The organism is Xanthomonas arboricola (genome assembly GCF_002940665.1).
Classification (GTDB): Bacteria; Pseudomonadota; Gammaproteobacteria; order Xanthomonadales; family Xanthomonadaceae; genus Xanthomonas; species Xanthomonas arboricola_B.
In genome coordinates, this window is the sequence record NZ_MIGY01000001.1 from 1,139,231 (window position 1) to 1,159,617 (window position 20,387).

19 protein-coding genes, 1 other RNA gene and 1 pseudogene are annotated in these 20,387 nt (G+C 65.3%); 10 read left to right on the forward strand and 11 right to left on the reverse strand.

The genetic code is table 11. The features are described 5' to 3' along the window. Positions 1–83: 83 nt before the first annotated feature. From XarjCFBP7645_RS04910 to XarjCFBP7645_RS04925, 4 genes are all read right to left on the reverse strand, one after another. On the reverse strand, positions 84–2,228 hold the full coding sequence (locus XarjCFBP7645_RS04910; protein WP_104536431.1) for a TonB-dependent siderophore receptor: 2,145 nt from the start codon (positions 2,226–2,228) through the stop codon (positions 84–86). Between the two features lie 85 nt (positions 2,229–2,313). Then, positions 2,314–3,582 (reverse strand): DUF3526 domain-containing protein, encoded by a 1,269-nt coding sequence (locus tag XarjCFBP7645_RS04915; protein ID WP_104536432.1) that lies wholly within the window; start codon positions 3,580–3,582, stop codon positions 2,314–2,316. After that, complete coding sequence (locus tag XarjCFBP7645_RS04920; RefSeq protein WP_104536433.1) at positions 3,582–5,018, reverse strand: ABC transporter permease; 1,437 nt, start codon at positions 5,016–5,018, stop codon at positions 3,582–3,584. The genes XarjCFBP7645_RS04915 and XarjCFBP7645_RS04920 overlap by 1 nt, the downstream gene beginning before the upstream one ends. Then, positions 5,015–5,755 carry an ABC transporter ATP-binding protein gene (locus tag XarjCFBP7645_RS04925; protein WP_104536434.1) on the reverse strand — a complete coding sequence of 247 codons (741 nt, stop codon included), beginning with the start codon at positions 5,753–5,755 and terminating at the stop codon, positions 5,015–5,017. The genes XarjCFBP7645_RS04920 and XarjCFBP7645_RS04925 overlap by 4 nt, the downstream gene beginning before the upstream one ends. 514 nt (positions 5,756–6,269) lie before the next feature. Between XarjCFBP7645_RS04925 and XarjCFBP7645_RS04930 the strand changes: the two genes are divergently transcribed. The 6 genes and pseudogenes from XarjCFBP7645_RS04930 to XarjCFBP7645_RS04950 all read left to right on the forward strand — a co-directional run bounded on the left by XarjCFBP7645_RS04930 (position 6,270) and on the right by XarjCFBP7645_RS04950 (position 13,982). After that, the gene (locus XarjCFBP7645_RS04930) at positions 6,270–8,120 is read left to right on the forward strand and encodes a M14 family metallopeptidase (protein WP_104536435.1); all 1,851 of its coding nucleotides are present in this window, start codon (positions 6,270–6,272) and stop codon (positions 8,118–8,120) included. Between the two features lie 186 nt (positions 8,121–8,306). Beyond that, positions 8,307–8,390: pseudogene (locus XarjCFBP7645_RS21305) on the forward strand (RidA family protein); the annotation flags it as partial. A gap of 531 nt (positions 8,391–8,921) precedes the next feature. Continuing rightward, positions 8,922–10,091 carry a hypothetical protein gene (locus XarjCFBP7645_RS04935; protein WP_104536436.1) on the forward strand — a complete coding sequence of 390 codons (1,170 nt, stop codon included), beginning with the start codon at positions 8,922–8,924 and terminating at the stop codon, positions 10,089–10,091. A gap of 10 nt (positions 10,092–10,101) precedes the next feature. Continuing rightward, positions 10,102–10,530 (forward strand): substrate-binding domain-containing protein, encoded by a 429-nt coding sequence (locus XarjCFBP7645_RS04940; protein WP_104536437.1) that lies wholly within the window; start codon positions 10,102–10,104, stop codon positions 10,528–10,530. Then, entirely contained in the window at positions 10,527–12,659 is a 2,133-nt protein-coding gene (locus XarjCFBP7645_RS04945) for a methyl-accepting chemotaxis protein (protein WP_104536438.1), read from the forward strand. Before XarjCFBP7645_RS04940 ends, XarjCFBP7645_RS04945 begins: the two co-directional genes overlap by 4 nt. A 585-nt stretch (positions 12,660–13,244) precedes the next feature. Then, a complete protein-coding gene (locus XarjCFBP7645_RS04950; RefSeq protein ID WP_104536439.1) occupies positions 13,245–13,982 on the forward strand; it encodes a DNA/RNA non-specific endonuclease in 738 nt (245 codons plus the stop codon). Positions 13,983–14,022: 40 nt separating this feature from the next. Here XarjCFBP7645_RS04950 and XarjCFBP7645_RS04955 read toward each other — a convergent pair. The 4 genes from XarjCFBP7645_RS04955 to XarjCFBP7645_RS04970 form a co-directional block, all read right to left on the reverse strand. After that, positions 14,023–14,098, reverse strand: a non-coding RNA gene (locus tag XarjCFBP7645_RS04955) — sX9 sRNA. A 157-nt stretch (positions 14,099–14,255) separates the two neighbouring features. Next, a complete protein-coding gene (locus XarjCFBP7645_RS04960) occupies positions 14,256–14,600 on the reverse strand; it encodes a hypothetical protein (RefSeq protein WP_104536754.1) in 345 nt (114 codons plus the stop codon). A 51-nt stretch (positions 14,601–14,651) separates the two neighbouring features. Then, a complete protein-coding gene (locus tag XarjCFBP7645_RS04965) occupies positions 14,652–14,885 on the reverse strand; it encodes a DUF1653 domain-containing protein (RefSeq protein WP_104536440.1) in 234 nt (77 codons plus the stop codon). Between the two features lie 124 nt (positions 14,886–15,009). Continuing rightward, positions 15,010–15,207 carry a hypothetical protein gene (locus tag XarjCFBP7645_RS04970; protein ID WP_104536441.1) on the reverse strand — a complete coding sequence of 66 codons (198 nt, stop codon included), beginning with the start codon at positions 15,205–15,207 and terminating at the stop codon, positions 15,010–15,012. Between the two features lie 176 nt (positions 15,208–15,383). Here XarjCFBP7645_RS04970 and XarjCFBP7645_RS21865 point away from each other — a divergent pair, with 176 nt between their 5' ends. Next, entirely contained in the window at positions 15,384–15,674 is a 291-nt protein-coding gene (locus XarjCFBP7645_RS21865; protein WP_258079501.1) for a hypothetical protein, read from the forward strand. Between the two features lie 241 nt (positions 15,675–15,915). Here the strand turns inward: XarjCFBP7645_RS21865 and map are convergent, their stop codons facing one another. The 3 genes from map to XarjCFBP7645_RS04990 form a co-directional block, all read right to left on the reverse strand. Then, positions 15,916–16,692 (reverse strand): type I methionyl aminopeptidase, encoded by a 777-nt coding sequence (gene map / locus XarjCFBP7645_RS04980; protein WP_104536442.1) that lies wholly within the window; start codon positions 16,690–16,692, stop codon positions 15,916–15,918. Continuing rightward, a complete protein-coding gene (locus XarjCFBP7645_RS04985) occupies positions 16,689–16,901 on the reverse strand; it encodes a ParD-like family protein (RefSeq protein WP_024938505.1) in 213 nt (70 codons plus the stop codon). Before XarjCFBP7645_RS04985 ends, map begins: the two co-directional genes overlap by 4 nt. Before the next feature lie 230 nt (positions 16,902–17,131). Then, on the reverse strand, positions 17,132–17,674 hold the full coding sequence (locus tag XarjCFBP7645_RS04990; RefSeq protein WP_219842085.1) for a winged helix-turn-helix domain-containing protein: 543 nt from the start codon (positions 17,672–17,674) through the stop codon (positions 17,132–17,134). Between the two features lie 152 nt (positions 17,675–17,826). Between XarjCFBP7645_RS04990 and XarjCFBP7645_RS04995 the strand changes: the two genes are divergently transcribed. From XarjCFBP7645_RS04995 to XarjCFBP7645_RS05005, 3 genes are all read left to right on the forward strand, one after another. Then, positions 17,827–19,179 (forward strand): S41 family peptidase, encoded by a 1,353-nt coding sequence (locus XarjCFBP7645_RS04995; RefSeq protein ID WP_104536444.1) that lies wholly within the window; start codon positions 17,827–17,829, stop codon positions 19,177–19,179. Between the two features lie 454 nt (positions 19,180–19,633). Further along, the gene (locus XarjCFBP7645_RS05000) at positions 19,634–19,852 is read left to right on the forward strand and encodes a hypothetical protein (protein WP_104536755.1); all 219 of its coding nucleotides are present in this window, start codon (positions 19,634–19,636) and stop codon (positions 19,850–19,852) included. After that, complete coding sequence (locus tag XarjCFBP7645_RS05005) at positions 19,849–20,127, forward strand: hypothetical protein (RefSeq protein WP_181126179.1); 279 nt, start codon at positions 19,849–19,851, stop codon at positions 20,125–20,127. The genes XarjCFBP7645_RS05000 and XarjCFBP7645_RS05005 overlap by 4 nt, the downstream gene beginning before the upstream one ends. Positions 20,128–20,387 lie beyond the last annotated feature (260 nt).

The window sequence follows — 20,387 nt, forward strand, 5'->3', positions numbered from 1 at the left end:
ATCCGCCGACCAGCGCTGGCGTGCTCCATCAAGCACGCATGGTCGGACATCGCCAGCCGGTATCGATCACATGCGGGCGCTGATCAAAAGCGCAGCCGCACGCCCACCGTCCAGCTGCGCGGCGCGCCCGGATACACCCACTGCTCGCTGTAGGAGAACGCGGCGTAGCGGCGGTCGGTGAGGTTCTCGACCTTGGCATACAGGCGCAGGCGCTCGCTCAGATCGTAATGCCCGACCAGGCGCCACACCGTGTACGCAGGCAGCACGAAGTCGGTATTGCTATCCACCGAGCCCAGCCGCTCGCCGGTATGCGACACGCCCACGCCCACTGCCGCACTGCGCTTGCCGGTCAACGGCTGCGCGTAGTTGACGAAGGCGTTGCCGCTGAAACGCGGCACGTTCGGAAAACGGCGACCCTCGGCCAGGCCGGTACCGGCGGCGGCTTCACTGCTGCGCGTGACCTGCGAGTCGGTATAGGCCAGGCCCACCGAAGCGGCCAGGCGCGGGGTCAGCCGCCCGAGCAGATCCAGCTCCAAACCCTGGCTGCGCATCTGGCCCACCGGCAGCGAAAAGCTGGTGTCGGCCGGATCCAAGCTCAGCACGTTCTTCTTGTCGATGCGGAACGCGGCCAGCGTCGCTTCCAGGCCATCGCCGGGCTGCACGTACTTCAAGCCGGTTTCCAGCGAGCGGCTCTTCTCCGGCGCAAAACTCTGCCCGTCCGCACCCACGCCGCTGTTGGGACGGAAGCCCGCCGCAGCGCTGGCATACAGCGACAGCGCAGCGTCGACATGGAAGATCACGCCCGCACGCGGGCTGACCACGCCATCGGAGGCGCGCTGCGTGGCGCCGCGCAGCCGGTTGTCGAGATCCTGCTGGTAGTGGTCGTAGCGCAGGCCGAGCAAGGCCTTCCAGCGCGCACCAAGATCGAGCTGATCCTGCGCATAGATGCCCCACACCTGCTGGCGTTCTTCGGTATCGGTGATGGTGGCCAGCCGCCCCGGCTGCGCAACGCCGTACTGCGGCGCGAGCACGTCGATGCTGTACGGCGTGGCCGCAGAGCGTGCGCGCTGCTGGAAACGGCTGTCGTCGAAGCGATTGCCATCCACGCCGAACAACACGTTGTGGGTGACGCTGCCGGCCTGCAAGCTGCCGAGCAGTTCCGCACGCGCGGCGATATCGCGGCCCTGGTAATCGCGGTAGCGGCGCTCGCGGCGCAGCGTGCGCGCGTCGGCCTGCAGTGTCCACGGCTCGGTGGAAAAACCGCGCATGCCGCTGTCGCGATAGGTCGCCCCACCCTGCAGCGACCAGGTCTGGTTCACGCCATGCACCACGAATACCTGGTGTCCGGTGGAATGCAGATCGATATCGCCATCGCGCGGCTCGCCCAGAAAACGCCCGGCCGGCAGCCGATTGGCATCGCCATCGATGGCGGTGACGCCGCGATCGAACGGCGCATGGATGCGCACGAATTCCAGCTCGTAGGACACCGTGGTATCGGGCGTGGGCATCCACAGCAGCGAGGGCGCCAGCAGCGTGTTGTCGCTGTCGACGGTGTCGCGGAAGCTGTGCTGATCCTTGTGCATGACATTCAGCCGATAGGCCAGGTTGTCGCCCAGCGGGCCGGTGCTGTCGACCGCAGCGCGATAACTGTCGAAGCGCCCCGCCGACAGATCCACGCTGTGCTGCGGCTGGAACAAGGGCTTCTTGGTGACGATATTGACCGCTCCGCCCGGCTCGCCGCGCCCGTACAACGCCGAGGCCGGGCCCTTGATCACTTCGATGCTCTGCGTATTGGCCGCATCGCGCAGGCCGTTGTAGCCGCGGCTGGCATTGAAGCCGTTGACCATGTAGTCCGAGCTGAAATTCGGGTCGCCGGTGAAGCCGCGCATCGAATAGCTGTCCCACAGCCCACCCAGGTTGTTGGCCTTGGTGATGCCGCTGGCCATCTCCAGCGCGCCGGCCAGATCGTTGACGCCGGCGTCCTCCAGCAGGGTCTGGTCCAGCACGCGCGCACTGATCGGCAGATCGCGCAGCGGCGCATCGGTCTTGGTGGCACCGGTCACGCTCAATGCGCGGTACGGCGTGTACTGGCTGCGCACCTGCACCGCATCCAGATCGCGCGCCTGCGGCTCGGCGGCCTCGGCAAGGGGGCTGACGCCTGCGCAGCTCAGTGCACCGAGCAAAGGCAGCGTGTTGGACAGACGGCGGCGCGGCGTGGACACAGACATCGGGCAGGACTCCTGAAACACCCGGGCGCGCTGGGCCCGGGTCGCAAGTGAGACAACGAAGGTGAGGGGTGACAGGCAGCTGCCGCTATGACGCAGGATCGGCGCTTGCATCGAAACGTGGCGCGCGCCCGAAGTCCGCGCGCGTAAATGGGCGGTCGCGGAACAGATAGCCGTAATAGAACGTCCGCAGCGCCTGGTGATAGGCGCGGATGCGGTCCTGGTACGCCAACTGCGCTTGCAGATCGGTACCCGCCAGGCGCGTCAACGCGGCCTGCAATGCAACCGGCGGCAACACGCCGGCAACACGCTGCGCCAGCGCTTCGCGTCGCTGCAGGCCGTGGCGATATGCCGCAACCTGCGGGGCCACCTGTTGATCGCCGTTTTCGTGGAAGGCGAAATACCATTTGTAATGGAACGCGCTGGTCAGCGGCGCCGAGTCCGCCCACTGCGGGTTCTGCGCGTAGAAGGCCCGCATGGTGTGCTGGCGCGGAATATCCCAGGCATGGTTGACCGCTTCGCGCTGCAGCCGCGCGATCTCGCTGCCTTGATTGACCGGCACCGCCTGATTGATCGCCACGTGCGCCAACGCCGGTGCGACCAGTGCCAGCACCACCCAACAGCTTGCCAGGGCGGTGGCATGCGCGGCCGGGCGCCAGTGGAGTCGCCCGACCAGTACCGCCAGCAGCACCCAGAACAGCAGATAGGCACAGGTCAGTGCCAGCACCGCGAGTTGTTGCAGCAGCGGCACCGCATTGAGGGTTGCGGCAATGACAAACGGCACCCCCAGGCACACCAGCACGGCAGCTGTACGCACCGCCACGCGCCGCACCAGCAACGCGGTACCCGCGCCCGGCAGCGCGGCCAGCATGCGCGCGCGCCCGGCCTCGCGCTCGCCCGAACGCAGATCGAACAGCAGCGCGATCACGAACAACGGCAACAGGAACACCAGCACGAAGGCGTAGTCGAAGCGCCCGGCCAGTGCCAGCTGCGGGTTGTAGCTGTCGCCATCGTGGATCTGCGCTTCCAGGCCCAGCGCGCGGACACGCAAAATGTACGGCGAGACATCGCGCATGCCCACCGCGGCAAATGCCAGTGGCGTGGGCAGGTCCCAGGTCGGATGGAAGCTGTAGTAGGCCGCGCTGCCGGCGTCGTTGGAGCGCGCCACATAGTCTTGCACCGCTGCGATGTCTTCCTGCTGCAGCGCTGCAATACGCGCGATGTTGGCGCGTTGCGCAGCGATGACATGCTGGCCCGAGAGCAGGCTGCACACCGTCAACACCGCCAGCAACAGCAAGCCGGCCAGCGCGGCGCGTGCGCGCAGCAACAACAGCAGTTCGTATTTCCACAGCAGCATCAGCGCGCCACTCCCACACGTCGGCCGGCCACCACCAGCATGCACAGCGCCGCCAGCAACCAGGCACCGACCAGGCCGAGCGCCGCGCCTGCGGCGCGCAGCACCTCGGTGGTGGCAGGCGGCTGGAATGCGAACACCGGAATCTCGTGCCAATGCGCGGAAGAGATGCGCTTGCGTTGATCGGCACCGGCATCCTGCGCGGTGTCGTCGGCCATGCTCACCGCATCGGCCTGCAGCTGGTTGAGCTGCTGCACCAGCGCGTAGCGGTAACGCTCGGCCTGCGCGAGAAACCGCTCGTGCGCACGCAGGTCGGTTTCTGCCAGCGTCATCGACAGCTCGCGCAGCGCAACCGTGGGGCTCACCAGGGCGAACGTGCGCACCAGCAGATTCTGTTGCTGCTGGATGGCCGAATCGCGCGCGGCATAGCGCTCGAACAGGCTCGCGGTGAGCCGCTCGCCTTCCAGCGCCAGCAGGCCCTTGTAGTTCACCGGCAGCTCTTCCACCCGCTGCACGCCATAGCGCGCCAGCGTCTGCTGCTTGAACTGCGCAAAGTGCGGGTCATCCGGGTTGTGGCTGTCGCCGAGCGTGCGCAGGTCGCGCTGGATCGCCACATCGGTTTCCAGCCGCGTCGGCAGGCGATACGCCGCACTGGCCACATCCGGCGCCACGCGCGGCACCAGCAGGGCCAGCCACACCCACACCGCCAGCGACACCAGCAACGCATCGCGGCCGCGCCGGCACAGCATCGACACCGACAGCACCAGCGCGCACCACACCAGCAGATACACCGCATACGCCAGCACCAGCAGCGCGACCCGCAGCGCCTGACCCGGCAACGAGGCGATCGGCAGCAACCCGACCAGGGCCGGCAACAGGCAGGCAGCAGCCACCACCGCGAGCGCGAGATATTTGCCGCCGAACAATTGCCCACGCGTGGCACCCTGCAGCAACAGCACGCGCAGGGTGCCGGTTTCCTGCTCGCGCGCCACCGCGCCATAGCCGAGAAACACCAGCAGCAGCGGCGCCAGCACCTGCAACACGAACGCGGGGGTGAGCTGGCCGAAACGCACCAGCAGCGAGCTCTGACGCACATCGCCGAAGTTGGCGGTGTTCTGGCGATGGCCTTCCAGAAACATGCTGTTGCCGGTGAACGCGTCCACGCCGGCATCGAAGGCGGCCAACGCCGGCAACGGGCGATAGATGAAATGGCCGTAGTGCACCACCCGATGCGGGTGGCGGTCCGGCTGCGCTGCGAAGGCCTGCTGCGCGGCCAGCTGCTGGCGCGCGCGGAACTCGGCCACGTCGCGCTGATGGTGCGCGGCGGTCAATGCCGCCACCAGCGTGAGCAGCATCAGCAGCACCACGCCGATGGCAGCGGAACGGTTGCGCGCCATGAAACGCAGTTCTTCGCGCGCGACCAACAGCACAGGACTCATGCAGCCCGATCCTGCTCACGCGCAAAACGCGCATGCAGGGTGCGTACGTCGAAGCCGCTGTCGCCGGCACCGATGTCTTCGGCAATGCGCCCGTGTTCCAGGAACCCGATCCGGTCGGCCACATCCACTGCACCGAGCAGGTCGTGGGTGACCATCAGCACCGCACCACCGCGTTCGCGCACGCTGCTCACCAGCTGGTTGAAGTCGGCGATGGCGCGCGGGTCCAGGCCGGAGGTGGGCTCGTCCAGCAGCAGCACCGGCACCTGGCGCAGCGTGGCCACCGCAATCGCCACCTTCTGGCGCATGCCCTTGGAAAACCCCACCAGCCGCTGGCGCCAGGCCTCACGCTGCAGACCGGCAGCGGCCAGCGCCAGGCCGATCTCGGCCTGGCTGCGGCGCTGGCCGGCCAGCGCGAGCAGGTAGTCGGCATTTTCCAGCGCGCTCAGGTGCTCGTAGAGCGCGACGTTTTCCGGCAGGTAGGCCAGCCGCGCACGCGCGGCGCCAGGGTCGGCGACCGGGTCGATGCCATCGATCCGCAGGCTGCCGGAGGCGGGTTTGACGAAGCCGAGCAAGCTGGAAAGCGTGGAGGACTTGCCGGCGCCGTTGCCGCCAAGCAAGGCGTAGACACTGCCGGGGGCGACCTGCAGATCCAGCCCCTGCAGCACGGCACGGCCGCGGTAGGCCACATGCAGGTTGCTGATCGAGATCGCGGGGGTGGCTGTGGGACTGGAAAGCATGACAAGGCGATGGGTCAACGAAATGATACGTTATCACATTTCGATAGGTGCTTGAGTCGGACGGCCTCTCGAGCGCGCCAACCGACTATCAGCGAACGCGCTGCGTCCTGCCTTTGGCGACACCTATATCCGAGATGCCGCGAAAACACGCAGGCTCCGCAGCGCCTGCAATCGGCACGTCCCGCTGGTAATCGCCCGCTTCGTGAAGCCGGAGGTCGCGTGCAGCGGACGCGCGACGGTGGCCGCCGAGGTCCCGGCCTTCTTCAGGTGGCCCGACTCAAATGTTACTGTATTACGCAAATGCCCTGCTGTTAGCTGTAGCGCCGGAGGCAGCGAACTCCCCGCACCGCGCAACCTGCGCGTAGGGAATGACCAGATCCCGACGCATGCAACCTGCTGCAATGCGTCGATGCGGCGTGGCACCTTTCAAAGGCCGCCGCCGCTGCCGATGCGGCCATCCGGAATCAGCAGCCCTGCCACGTCCTCCCCTCAATCGAGCTCCCGTACCTCCCCCATGACTTCCGATACGCGCCCCTCCGCCCCGCACGCTTCGCACCTGCCCGAACTCGCTGCCGATAACGCCATAGCCGAGATCACGGCACGCAGCACCGCGCGCGCAGCCGCCGGCCTGCTCGCCGCAACCCTGTTCACCACCGCACAGGTCAGTGCGCAATCCATCGATACCAGCGCGCCGCTGCCGCCGGTACGCGCCTGGCATGGGGCCAGCGAGGCGTTGATCGTCAGACCGGACGATCCGTGGAGTACGCCGGTGGAGCGCGGCGATTTCGCCAGCACGCCCAGCTATGACGAGACGCGCGCGTGGCTGGAACGGCTGGTCGCCGCCTCGCCGCTGCTGTCGTTGGACGTGTTCGGCAAGAGCAGCGAGGGCCGCGACCTGCTGCTGGTCCGCGCGCACAAGGGCGCGCCCGGCAAGCCGGTGGTGCTGGTGCAGGCCGGCATCCACGCCGGCGAGATCGATGGCAAGGATGCCGGCCTGATGCTGCTGCGCGATATCGCGCAACGCGGCAAGGACCACCTGCTCGACCAGGTGGATCTGGTGTTCGTGCCGATCTTCAATGCCGACGGTCACGAGCAACGCGGCCCGCTGATCGGCGCCGCATTGCGCGGCCCGCAGCAGATGGGCTGGAACACCACCACCCGCGGCATCAATCTCAACCGCGACTACCTCACCCTGGAAGCACCGGAAACGCGCGCGATGGTCGCGTTGCTGCATCGCCTGGATCCGGCGCTCTACATCGACCTGCATGTCAGCGGTGGGCTGGATCACCAGTACGACATCACCTTTACCTTCGCCGGTTGGGGCACCTATGCGCGCTCGCGCGCCACTGCCGACTGGCTCCAGCAACGCTTTACGCCGGCGGTGAACACCGCATTGCGCAAACAGGGCCACGAACCGGCCATCTACCCGAGCCTGATCGACGAGGACGAGCCGCGATCGGGCCTGCGTCACGCCCCGGAAGGCCCGCGCTATTCCACCGGGTATGGCGACTTCGCCGGCATCCCTACCGTGCTGGTGGAGAACCATCGCTTGAAGTCCTACCGGCAGCGCGTGCTGGGCGACTATGTCCTGCTGGAAGCAGCACTGCGCGTGGTTGCCCGCGATGCAAAAAACATCGATGCGGCCAAGCGCGCCGATCGCGCCGATCGCCCGCAGGAACTGATGGTGGCCTGGGAACGCCTGCAACAGCCGATCGCCCAGGTACCGTTCAAGGGCGTGAGCTACACCCGCGCCTTCTCGCCGGTGTCCGGGCGGCAGGAACTGCGCTGGGAAGGCCGCGACGAAACCTGGACCATGCCGGTGATCGGCTATCGCCAGACCCAGGCGGTGCGCTATCCGCTGGCCTGGTGGATCCCGCCCGGCAACGACGATGTGGTGGAACTGCTCAAGGCGCACGGCATCCGCTACGAACGCCTGCAGCAGCCGCGCCAGATCAGGGTGCAGCAGATCCGCGTGGTGAAACAGGCCGGCGCCCAGACAGCGCAGGCCGACGAAGCGGACGAAGCCTTCGCCGCCGGCAGCGTCCGCGTGCCTGCCGATCAACCGATGCGCATGCTGGCGGCCGCGTTGCTGGAGCCGCAGAGCAGCGACTCGTTGCTGGCCAGCGGACATTTCCGCAATGCCGGCAGCCCCGACAGCGGCTTGTACGGCGCCGAACTGGTGGACTTCAGCGAGCGCGTGCTGCGCAGCGACGCCGCCCTGCGCGCCGCCTTCGAACGCAAGCTCGCAGACGATGCCGCATTCCGCGCCGATGGCGATGCGCGGCTGCAATGGATCTATGCGCGCTCGCCGTATGCGGCGATCAACGGCTGGCGTTATCCGGTGCGGCGTCAGCTGGCGGACTGACCCGCACAGTGCCGATTCCACGCTATGGGATCGGCACTGCAGCTCGGAGGTCTGTCGCATCGCACAGCGCATAAGACAAGCCGCATCGGCACGCACGTTTGTGTGACTGTTGGCAGGCAGGGCGCCAGCTTCATCGCCGCAGTGAGCGATCCATCACCTGTGCGGGCCTTGAACCCTGCGTCCTAACCCGCCGTCACCGCAGTGGGCGTGACCTGGCTGGCCGGCTTCCGGTTCGGGATCAAGGTGGTGGTCGAAACTGCCGGCGCGGCAGCAGTAACCGTTTCCAGTACCTGCCGGTCGTGTATCTCCTCGCGTGTGCATGCACCCGGACCAAATCTCCGATGGCCGCATCGCACTGGCGATAAGCAACTAGTACGCCCGCTCGAAGTAACAAAAAAAAACGCCACGCCTGGCTCGCCAGTGCGTGGCGTTTTTTTGCGTGCGCACTCAGAGCAGAGGCAGTGATATCCACTTTGACCTAGAAAATGGGGCTTTTTCCCTTCCGTCCTCCCTCACCTGTCGCGCTGGTAATCGGCAGGCCACCGATGCGGACGCTTATGTCCGCAGATACTCATGCCAGCTGTTTCAAACACGTAGAACGCGCGTCTCGATAGGGCAAAACTATCGTCAATCTTTTTTTAGCGCTTCGGCTTCTTAACTTAATTCCAGATTGTAAAAATCCCGCTAAAGCAACGATGCAGACGGCCGCTACCGCAATCCAGGGCGTTGCGACGCTCACTCACGTTCTGCCCGCGCGCCACTCATGGCGCAGCGTCCATCACCCACTCCGCAGAGATTTCAATGAAACTGACCGTCAAGCTTCTCAGTGGCGCCATCGCCCTGGCATCGTCGACCTGCGCCTACGCGCAGCAGGACTCGATGTTCTCCTTCAGCGGCTTCGGCACGCTGGGCGTGGTGCATTCGACCGAGGACCAGGCCGACTTCACGCCCGACATCCAGACCGTGGAAGGTGCCGGTGCCAGCCACTCCACCTCGGCACGCCCGGACTCGCGCATCGCCGGCCAGGTCAATGCCAATTTCACCGAGAAGTTCACCGGCGTGTTGCAGGTGACCAGTGAGTACGCCGAACGCGGCGATTACGATCCCAAGGTCACGCTGGCGCATGTGAAGTATCAGTTCGGCCCGCAGTTCGCTGCGCGCCTGGGCCGCATCACTGCGCCGCTGTACATGCTGTCCGAGTACCAGCGCGTCGGTTACGCCACCCCGTGGGTGCGTCCGCCGTACGAGGTCTACAACTACCTGCTGCCGATGGACGGCGTCGAAGGCGTCTACACCATCAACGCCGGCGAGAGTGTGGTCAGCGTGCAGGGTTTCTACGGCCGCATCAATTCGAAGAAGGCCGATGTGTACGCCATGCGCGGCCTGGCGCTGGGCTTGGAATCGGGTGCGTCCACGTTCCGCGCCGCCTACATCGTGGGCACCACCGATTTCGATACACCGTCGCTGGATCGCCTGTTCTCGGTCTATCAGCGCGTCAATCCCGCGCTGGCCGATCGCCTGACCACCTATGGCGTGGACGGCAGCTTTGCCAGCGTGGGGTATGCCTACGATCCGGGCAGCTGGTTCCTGCGCAGCGAAGTGATCCGCGCCGATTACTCGCCCTCGCTCAACGGCAAGACCACCTCCGGTTATCTCAGTGTCGGCGGTCGCTTCGGCACGCTGACGCCGTCGATCACCTATGCCAACGTCGATCGCAAGGGCCCGACCATCGCGGCCGGCCAGGATCCGGTCGGCGTGATGACGCGCGCACTGGCGCAGGCCGAAAGCGGCCGTCACAGCTTCACCGCATCGCTGCGTTGGGACGCGCGTGAAAGCGTCGCGTTCAAGCTGCAGGCCAGCCACATCAACAACAACGCGGGATCGTTCGGATCGTTGAACAACATCCAGCCGGGCTTCCGTCCGGGCGGCAGCTACAACCTGCTGTCGGCCTCCGTCGACTTCGTGTTCTAAGAGAGCCCCCATGACCATTTCCAAGTATTTTGCAGCCTCCCTGCTTGCTGCGTTGTCGCTGAGCGCGTTCTGCGCCAATGCCGATGTCGTGGTGGTGATGTCGGCCAAGGGCGGCCCGGACAGCCTCAGCGCCGCGCAGGTGTCGCAGATCTTCCTGGCCAAATCCAACAGCGTGCCCGGTGGCGGCGCGGCGGTGCCGATCGATCAGGAAGAAGGCGTCGCCACCCGCGATGAGTTCTACAAGAAGGTCGCCGCGCGCGACGCGGCACAGCTGAAGTCGTACTGGTCGCAGCTGATGTTCACCGGCAAGGCGCAGCGTCCCAAGCGTGTCAGCGGCGACGATGCGGTCAAGAAGGCCGTTGCCGCCACGCCGGGCGCCATCGGTTACATCAGCGCCAGCGCAGTCGACGCCAGCGTCAAGGTCGTCCTGAAGCCGTGACCCGCCACCTGCTCGAGACTCAAGTCATGAGACGCATCCTGTCGCTACCGTTGTTCTGGAAAATCCTGATGCCGGCCGCGGTGGCGATCCTTTGCCTCTCGAGCTATGTGGCCTTCAGTACGCTGGTCTTTCACCGCAACAACGACCGCCTGGAAGCGGTACGCGACGTGCATTTTCCGATGCTCGACGCCATGACGCGCAACGTGGCTGCGCTGGACAAGCTCATCAACGGGCTCAACGGCGCCGCTGCCGCCGGCGATGCCGACATGCTGGCGGCCACCAAGCCGGTGGCCGACGAGATCCACGCCTCCTACGTGAAACTGCAGACATCCGATCCCGCCAATGCGACGGAGCTGGCACGCCTGGGCAACCAGTTCGATCAGTACTACAGCCTGGCGCACGGCGTGGCCGCCGCGTTCGTGGAGCAGCGCGAACCCGATGCGGCGCAGATGAGCGCCATGGCACCGGCACTGGAAACCTATCGCACCACCCTGACCGCCATGCAGAAGCGCGCCGATGCACGCTTCCGCGGCACCGTGCAGGAAGCAGTGGACAGTTCGGTGGCGGCAAGCATCGGCGGGCTGGTGCTGGGCCTGGTCGGTGCGGTGCTGTGCATCGCCTTCGGCTGGATCGTGGCACGCGCCATCACCCAGCCGCTGCACCGTGCGGTGGGCATTGCGCATGCGGTGTCGTCGGGCAAGCTGGACAACCGCATTTCGATCGACCGCAACGACGAGGTCGGCCAACTGCTGCAGGCAATGGACAGCATGCAGCGTCAGCTGCGTCGCGTGATCCAGGCGCAGACCGACATGGGCGACAAGCACGAAGCCGGCATGGTCAGTCACCGTATCGCCGAGCAGGACTTCCCCGGCGAATTCGGCAGCATGGTGCGTGCCAGCAACGCGCTGGTGTCCAGCCATATCGCGGTGACGATGCAGATCGTCGCATTGACCGAACGCTATGCCGCCGGCGACCTGTCGCAGCAGCTGGAGCCGTTGCCGGGCGAGAAGGCGGTGATCAGCCAATCGATCAACGATGTGCGGGCCAGCCTGTTGTCGATCAATGGCGAGATCAAGCGGCTGGCATCGGCCGCAGCGGCGGGCGACTTCGGCGCACGTGGCGACGAGACCGCGTTCGAGCATGATTTCCGCCAGATCGTGGTGGACCTCAATCATCTGATGAGCAGCTCGGACAAGAGCCTGGGCGCGGTGTCGCAGGTATTGCAGGCGATTGCCGGCGGCGACCTGACCACGCGCATGCACGGCGACTTTGCCGGCGTGTTTGCGCGCATGCGCGACGATGCCAACACCACGGTGGACCGCCTGACCGACATCGTCGGGCGCATCCAGCATTCCTCGTCGGAGATCGATACCGCGGCCGGCGAAATTGCCGCCGGCAATCAAGACCTGTCGCGGCGTACCGAACAGCAGGCGGCCAGCCTGGAAGAAACCGCCGCCTCGATGGAAGAACTCACCTCCACCGTCAAGCAGAACGCCGAACACGCGCTGCAGGCCAACGAACTGGCGCGCACTGCGGCCAGTGTGGCCTCCAAGGGTGGCGAGGTGGTCAGCCAGGTCGTCGGCACCATGTCGGGCATCGAAACCTCCTCCAAGAAGATCGCCGAGATCATCAGCGTCATCGATGGCATCGCGTTCCAGACCAATATCCTGGCCTTGAACGCTGCGGTGGAAGCCGCACGTGCCGGCGAACAGGGCCGCGGCTTTGCGGTGGTGGCCTCGGAGGTGCGCACGCTCGCGCAGCGTTCGTCCGCTGCGGCCAGGGAGATCAAGGAGCTGATCGACGCCTCGGTGGGCAAGGTGGCCGAAGGCTCGGTGCTGGTGCACAAGGCCGGCACCACCATGACCGAGATCGTCGCCAGCGTGAATCGGGTCACCGACATCATGGGCCAGATCACCGCCGCATCCAGCGAGCAATCGGCGGGCATCGAACAGGTCAACCAGACGGTGATCCAGATGGACGAAACCACCCAGCAGAATGCAGCGCTGGTGGAAGAGGCCATGGCCGCGGCACGGGCAATGGAGAAGCAGTCCAGCACCCTGACCCAGCTGGTCTCGCAGTTCCAGCTGGAGCCTGCCGGCGTAACGCAGCGGGAAACAGAGCTCGCATAGTCGATCGAGCGGATCGTCTCGCGACGTATCCGGCGCCCTCTTCTGCACGGAGTGCAGGAGAGGGTTTTTTGTATCCGTTGGCCGCGCAGACAGCGGTGATCCGGGATCGTTGCGGGCGAGCCATGTGCGCGTCGCGGCGCTGACCATCGCTGCGGTGCTCCCGCCTCTGTCGCCGGCGTCGGCTGCTGCCCGCTGGTGCTGGGGGGCAACTCCGAGCTCCAGGTGTGCGCTTGCACGCCATCAGCCACCGGGCTTTGCCGATGGCGCAGCTGCGCGCCACCGCACAGCGCATGCGTCAGCGGCACGTTCGCGCGCTCCAGGCATAACCGCACACTTATCGCTTGCCGGTGGCATGCCAACGAATGCGCCGAATGCATCACATTCCTGTGGAAAAAAACGGTGCGACCGCACATTCCTCACGCATACGTCACCACCAAGCAACATTTGCGTGCGATAGCTGTCGCGCTCGTTAGATAGCGAGCCAACCGTCCCCCTACAGCGCGCGTTCCGCTGAGCGTCGATCTGCCCATCAGCAGCCGGCGGTGGCGTCGTGCGTCCGATCGATTTCCAGGAGATTCACTGCCCATGCGCTTCCGGACTTTCTTTGCCGTTCTGCTGTTCACCGCTGCCAGTGCCAGCGCAAACGCCCAGGTCGTCACCCTCAACAAGGGCGGCTACAGCTTGCGCTACGACTGCACCAACCACACCGCGTTGCGCTACGAGTACGTCCTGCAGGCCGATACCGGCTCGGCCGCGCGCCCGTCCAGTTTCAATCTGGATACCGAACTGCCCAGCGGCTGCGCCGGCCAGACCTCCACCGCCTCCTACGCCAGCGTGCGCACCGGCTACGATCGCGGGCACCTGGTGACGTCCAACCACATGGACTACAACGCGACCTACATCCGTCGCGCCAATCTGATGTCCAACATCGTGCCGCAGGTAGCCAGCTTCAACCAGGGCATCTGGGTGCGCGCCGAGAACGTGGCCGAGTGTTACCGCGACATCGCCAGCGTGCAGGTCTACGGCGGGGTGATCTACAGCGACACAACCAACGATTATTTCCTGAGCAGCCACGGCATCCGCACCCCGGATTTCTTCTGGAAGACGATCATTACCGCCAACCCCGGCGGCGGCACCCGCGCAATCAGCTGGCTGATTCCCAACAGCGCCACCCTCGGCTCGCTGGACAGTTACATCGTCAGCATCGACGAACTGGAAGACCTCTACGGCGCCAGCACCATCGGCATCACTGCACCGGCCGCGGTCAAGGCCATGCTGCCTGCCACCACCTGGCCGCAGCCGAGCAATTGCGATCTGGGCTGAAGGCGGTTTCTCTCTTTTTCTAGCCACGTCGATCAAGCGCGGCTGACACCCTGTTGCAAGTAGGCGTCAGGTGGTGCGGACGGCACGCCCGGAACCGGAGTATCCGAGTGGTCCATGCCGATTCCGGGTACCGGCTGCGCCCACCTGGCGGTGAGCGCAACAGCCTGGTCAGCCGCTCTACATCGCCGGGCGTTTGATCCAGCGGACAAGGCCCGGGATTTCCGGGCCTTGTCTGTGCAGGCGGCGGCACGCCTGGCCCGCTGCAACGCGCACTCAGGCATCGGGCGCGGCAAGCGCCGCAAACCAGTCCGCGTACGGGGTGTTTTTAACCAGATGCCGATTGAGGTCTTGTGCGCCATCGCTCCACCACACCGGGCCGCGCTCTCCCAGCGCCGTCTTGGCACGGTCGACCACCGCACGCGCCGCAGCCAGCCGCCCGGCATCGCCGTCGCGCTTGGCCGCCTTGACCGCGCGTCGCGCGTCCATCAACGCGCTGACCAGCCCGGCACGCACGTCTTCGCGCAGATGCGGGTTGGCGGTGCGCCAAAGCCGGCCACGCACGATCAGATACCGGCCATCGGGCGTGGTGACTGGCGCGGCAGCGGCGGCCGTCACCAGCGTCGCGCCGGCTGCAGGCAAGCACGTAGCATCGGACAGACCAGGCCGTGCCTATTCGACCCGCGCGAAGCGGGGACGCGCCACGCCCTCCACCTCGACCTGCGCGACGAACATCGCATACGGCCGCACCCATAGACCGACATCGCTGTCCAACGGGCGATAGAGCACCAGTGGGGCCAGCGTCTCGCTGCACCGCACGACGCCAAGCACTTCATAACGGCCGCCCTTGAAGTGGCGGTACTGGCCCAACGCGATGCTGGGCAATGGCGACAGAGAGGTGTCCATGGATGTCACAGGATGGGCGAACCGCAAGTCTAGGCAGCATGGCCGGCCGCAGCCAGCACATGCCGCGCAACCGGCGGCATGCCGGGTTCAGCGCTGCACGCCCGCGTACAACGCTGCGCCCTGCCTACTGGTCGTCGTCGTCGTCTTCCTCGCCCAGGTCGTCATCGTCCTTCACCGGGTCTTCGATGCCGTCGTCGTCATCGATCTCGCTGTCCTGCGCGGGCCCTTCCTGGATCGGCGCAGTGTCCCGGCCCGGCGCCTTGACGCCATTGGGCGGGGTCGGATCGTCTACGCCGCGGTTGCCGTTTTGATTAGTGCTCATGGTCAGCTCCAGCGGTAAAGGACCGCTCAGCCACCCTCCTCCCGCCGATGTGATGCGCGCGTGTGTCCGGCCCGGCCGCAGCGCCACCCGTGCAGGGTGGCGCGGGCGAACGGGCGCCACTGCATCCGGCCAGCGCCTTCGGTCGTACTGAAGATATCGCCAATGGAGCAACCAGCATGCCGAGCCTGATCTGCGACCTGGAAGACCTGCTCGCCGCCTGGAAGGCCGAAGCCAGAACCTTCGATGCCTGCGACATGCCGGCCTCTGCGCTGGCCTTTCGCGACTGCCATCGTCGTCTGTCCGCGTTGCTGGACGCACATGCAGGCCACACGGCGGCGCCAACGGCCGAGCTGGCTGCGCACGGGCGGCTTCCGAAGAATCCGCCAGCGCTCGCTTGCGCCGCCGCGCCGGCAATGCCACCAGATCCGCCCACAGACCGCCCGACGGCAATTCCGATAGCTGGGTGATGGTGACCGGTTCGGCGGTACTGCGCCGCTGTTCCGGCGCAGGCATCGACAGCCGGGCCTGCAGAGCAGGCGCAGTGCCCTCCTGCACCGCCATCGGTGCCGCGGCGACCGGACCGACGGGCGCTTTTACGGCAGAGCGCAAACCCGACCCCACTCAGTGTGCGGCAGCGCACCCGGCACAGCTGAGGCCTCTCGCGTGCAGCACAGATTCGCCTGCGGCCTGCCGTCGTCTGGCGATACATCAATCGACCAGACACAACGGCTTTTCTCCGGGGCGCAACGTCAGCACACGCACACCGGTACGCGTCACTGCCACGGTGTGCTCGAACTGCGCCGACAACTTGCCGTCGCGCGTATGCACCGGCCACTGATCCGGCTCGGCGCGGATCGCCGCCCTGCCCTGATTGATCATCGGCTCGATGGTGAACACCATGCCTTCCTGCAGCTGCATCCCGCTGCCGGCATGCCCGTAGTGCAGGATCTGCGGCTCTTCATGCATCTGCCGGCCGATGCCGTGCCCGCAGTACTCCTTCACCACGCTATAGCCCTGCTCGCGCGCATGCCGCGCGATCGCATGACCGATGTCGCCCAGCCGCGCGCCAGGACGCACCGCGGCAATCCCCTTCCACATCGCCTGATAGCTGGCCTGCACCAATCGCCGCGCCGGATAGGCCACGTCTCCGATCAGATACGTCGTGCTGGAGTCGGCGATATAGCCGTCCTTTTCCAGCGTGATATCCAGATTGACGATCTGCCCGTTGCACAGCACGTCCCCGGCCGATGGCACGCCATGGCACACCACATCATCGATCGAGGCATTGAGCACGAAGGGGAAGTCGTACTGCCCCTTGCTGGCCGGCCGCGCGTCCAGCTCATCGACAATCATCCGCTCGACGAAGTCGTTGAGTTCCAGCGTGCTGCGGCCTGCCAGCGGCAGTTGATCCAGCGCATGGAACACCTGCGCCAGCAACGCACCGGCGTTGGCCATCAACGCAATTTCCGCCGGCCGCTTGATCATGTCCGCGCCGGTTTCAACGATTGCGGACGCACGCCTGCCGCGCGCAGTTCCTGCGCCACGATGTCCTGGAACGAGGATTCCGGATGCATCTCGCACAGCATGCCGACCTTGATCCAGAAGGTGGCCTGCGCGTTGATCGAACGGCTGGTCACCGTGCACGCGCGACGCAGCTGATCGTGCAGTTCGTCATCGATATTGACGATGCCCATGCAAACTCCAATGCCGTGAATATACGGATCGTATATGAAACGTATATTCGCGCACAATGCCGGCAGTTGCCGTGGACTGCACCGATGGGTGCCGGCAACGCATCCGGGAAGCTGCAGAGCTGGCACGTGACCAAGCTCAAGTTGAAAAAAATTCAGCTGGTGCCAAGCGCGACAGCGAAAAAAATTCAGCCCGAGTTGTGATCAAGTTCATCGATCACGCAAGCCGCTTCTCACTTGCGGGCCTTGGCCTCCCGCGTACCGCGCCGCTTTGGCTGCGCCTTGGTCGGCGCGAGGGCGAACGCAAGGCTCGTGAGTCGATTGCGGCCTTCGGCTCTGGGCTGGCTAGTGAGCTCGCTGAGTCGCTCCAGCAGTACGTTGACCTCCTGGAGATCCCGGTCACTGAGCCAGCCCTTGTTGCGCGAGACCCACAGTTCGCGCTTCTTCCCTTCGGTGACCACCCCCTCAACCTCAAGAGCGGCCTCGAAGTCCTGCTGCGCCACTTGCAACAGGGAACGGGCGAAACGTGCCAACTCGTCTGCATTGCCGTGGGGAGCTAGGTCGTAGACCAAACGGACGGGGCCGGCGCCTTCTCCCGCCAGGCGGAAGACACGCTCGCCCCCAGCCTCCATTACTTCCGTGAGCAAGTCGCCGGCGACCAGCTCGCGCAGGTGGTAGTACAAGCCGTCCGCAGGCCGGCCCAACTGCTCGGCGAGTTCGGCCGTGCTTGCCGCTCCTGCCAGAGAGGCGAGCGTGTCGACGATCTCTTGCCGCACTGGCGAGCTCAGTAGCCTCACTTGCTCGGGCCGGGAAACGAGATGCCGCGGTGATGTCCGCATGGGTATAGACGCTTGTTGAAATTTGTGTGCATTATTTAAACACAAGTGGCGCGCGGGAAGGCGCGCTTCATCAACCGCCCGGAGCAGATGTGTCGATCGATCGATGGAAGACCCTGGGCCTGGCCGCCCTGGCGCTGTTGACAGCGCCTGCGATACCCGCCGTTGCCGCACCCCCTGCTTCCGTCGTTTCTGCAGCGGACTTGCGTGCCGACCTGCAGACCGCGATCGAGGCCATCGAGAAACATCATCCTGACCTTGAACACATGGTGGACAAGGCGACGCTGCACAGCACCGCCAAATCGATCGCGCGTGATCTGGACCGGCCGATGGATCAGACCCAGGCCTGGTCCGTGCTGGCCCAGCTCAATCCTGTGCTGGCCGACGGCCACCTCCTCATCGGCTTGCCCGACTGGAGAGCCTCGGCCGCTTCTGCCACCGCGCAGGGGGCCCCATGGTTTCCTTTCGAGGTCTCCGTGGCGGCATCCGGACATCTACGCCTCGTTGCGCGACTTGGGGGGGCTCCGTCCGCCGATGCCGGGCGTTCTGTCAGCCGTATCAATGGGATCCCGGCCAAAGACGTCGTTCGGACGCTGCTAAAGCGCACTCACGGCGACACGCCCAGTGCCCGTGCGGCGCTGCTGTCGCAACGCTGGTGGCTCTTCTATGCCAAGGTCTACGGCACACCAGAGAGCTTCGATCTCGAATTCACCGACCGGCGAGGTCGGCAGCGGCAGGCCGCGTCACGCTTGGTACTGCCCGCCATCCTGCAACGCGACGCGAGCTTCGAGCGGCTATTTCGCTGCGAAATCAGGAATACAGGCGCCGTACTGACGGTGAGCACGTTCTCCTGGCCAGACAAGGCCCGCTTTTTCGCGTTCACGCAAGCATGCTTCACGCAAATGGCCACAGAACGGGTTCGGCGCCTCGTCATCGACATTCGCCAAAACGGCGGTGGGGATGACGACATGTGGCGCGACGGCATTCTCCGCTATATCGCCGATCAGCCTTACCGGCACGGTTCGCATTACATCAAACGCGTGCTGACACCAGGGCCGGGAGAAGTCGCCGGGCAGCGTGTGGAAGGAACGATCGAATCCGTCACGGAACCGGCAACCGCAGAACCGGCGCACTTCACGGGAGACGTCAACGTGCTGGTCGGCCCGCTGACCTATTCCTCGGCGGTGCTGTTCTCCAACGTCGTCCAAGACTACCGCTTCGGTCACGTGGTGGGTGTCGGCAAATCGGTCAGGACGCGACAGACCGGCGGCGTAAAGACACTGATACTTCCCAATATCGGCCTCCTGCTGTCCTATCCACGCTTCGTCCTCGACCGCCCGTCGGGAGCTCGGCGACCGAAGTGGCTGACGCCCGACAGGCAGATCGCGGACGATCCACTCAATCCAGAAGTCCCGATTGACGTACTGCTTGAGACCAACGATTAGCCACGAAAAGAGGGCGGCTATCTGCCCTCTCATTCTGCGATGCGTCGGCGGTCAGCGGCAGCTGCCGCCAGTCGGTGAACAGCGCGGCGCTTGGCAATGGTTTCGGCACTGCCACAGCTGCGAGACGTGGTTCTTCGACACTATTGCCGCAGCGTTGCGGATTTTCCCCGTTGACACGCTCCAAGCGGCGGAGCGAGTATTCCAACGTCGCCGCATATTCGGCGACCGGGATTGGTCTCCCGAATCAAAAGGCGCACCAGCGCCCATCGATCGATGCACGGCGCTTTTTCATCGCCCGCATCGTCGCGGGTGCATGCCGGCCAGCTTTATGGCGGGCGGTGCGCGGGGGCCGCAAGGCCCACCGGTTCCTTTTGGCCGGCAGACCAACCGCGCACTGTCCGCCACCCCGATTGGTCTCGGCATGGCGGATTCCAAAACACAAAAGGAGTCCAGCATGTCTTACAACACCCAAGTAGCGCCCGCGTCTGCGGCGCGGCAGATGCCCCAGCATGTGGGTCTGATCGCCAACACTCTCACATGCAGCCATGCCACGTGGCTAAGCCTGATGGCGCACCTCGCAGATGCACGCAAAGCCATCCACACCCTCACGATTGCCGACGCTGCTGCAGCGATCGCTGCCGTCGATGCCTTGTATGCGCAGGTGCGGCGATGAGCATGAGCAAACAGTTCCGCGTCTGCACAGGCGTCACCCTCAGCTTCGAAATGATGCAGGGCTATGTGCTGGCCATGCTGCATTCCCACGCGCAACCTGATCTTCCGCCGGTCCTGATCGCCTGCGAAGCCACGGGCGTTGATGACGTCTTGCCGGGCGGCGATGCGCAAAGCGTGGTGCTGGGCCGGCTGCATGTCTGCATGCATGAGGACCCGGCCGTTGATGTCCTCACCTGGCTGCGCAAGCAAGCGCATCACAGCAGAGCAGCACGATGAATACCGCACACGCAATCGCTTATCCAGAAGACGCCGACTACGCGATCAGCGAAGAAGAAGAAGACGTTTCCCGATAGTTTCCTGAGCCACAAAAAAGGCACTTGGACGCGCGTCCAAGTGCCTGCATTTCATTGGTGGGCCCACCAGGATTCGAACCTGGAACCAAAGGATTATGAGTCAGGCCCATTGACCTTAATTATCAAAGAGTTATCGCCATGAATTTTCCCGTTGGCGCCGGAGTAAGCGCTTGCAGCCCAGGG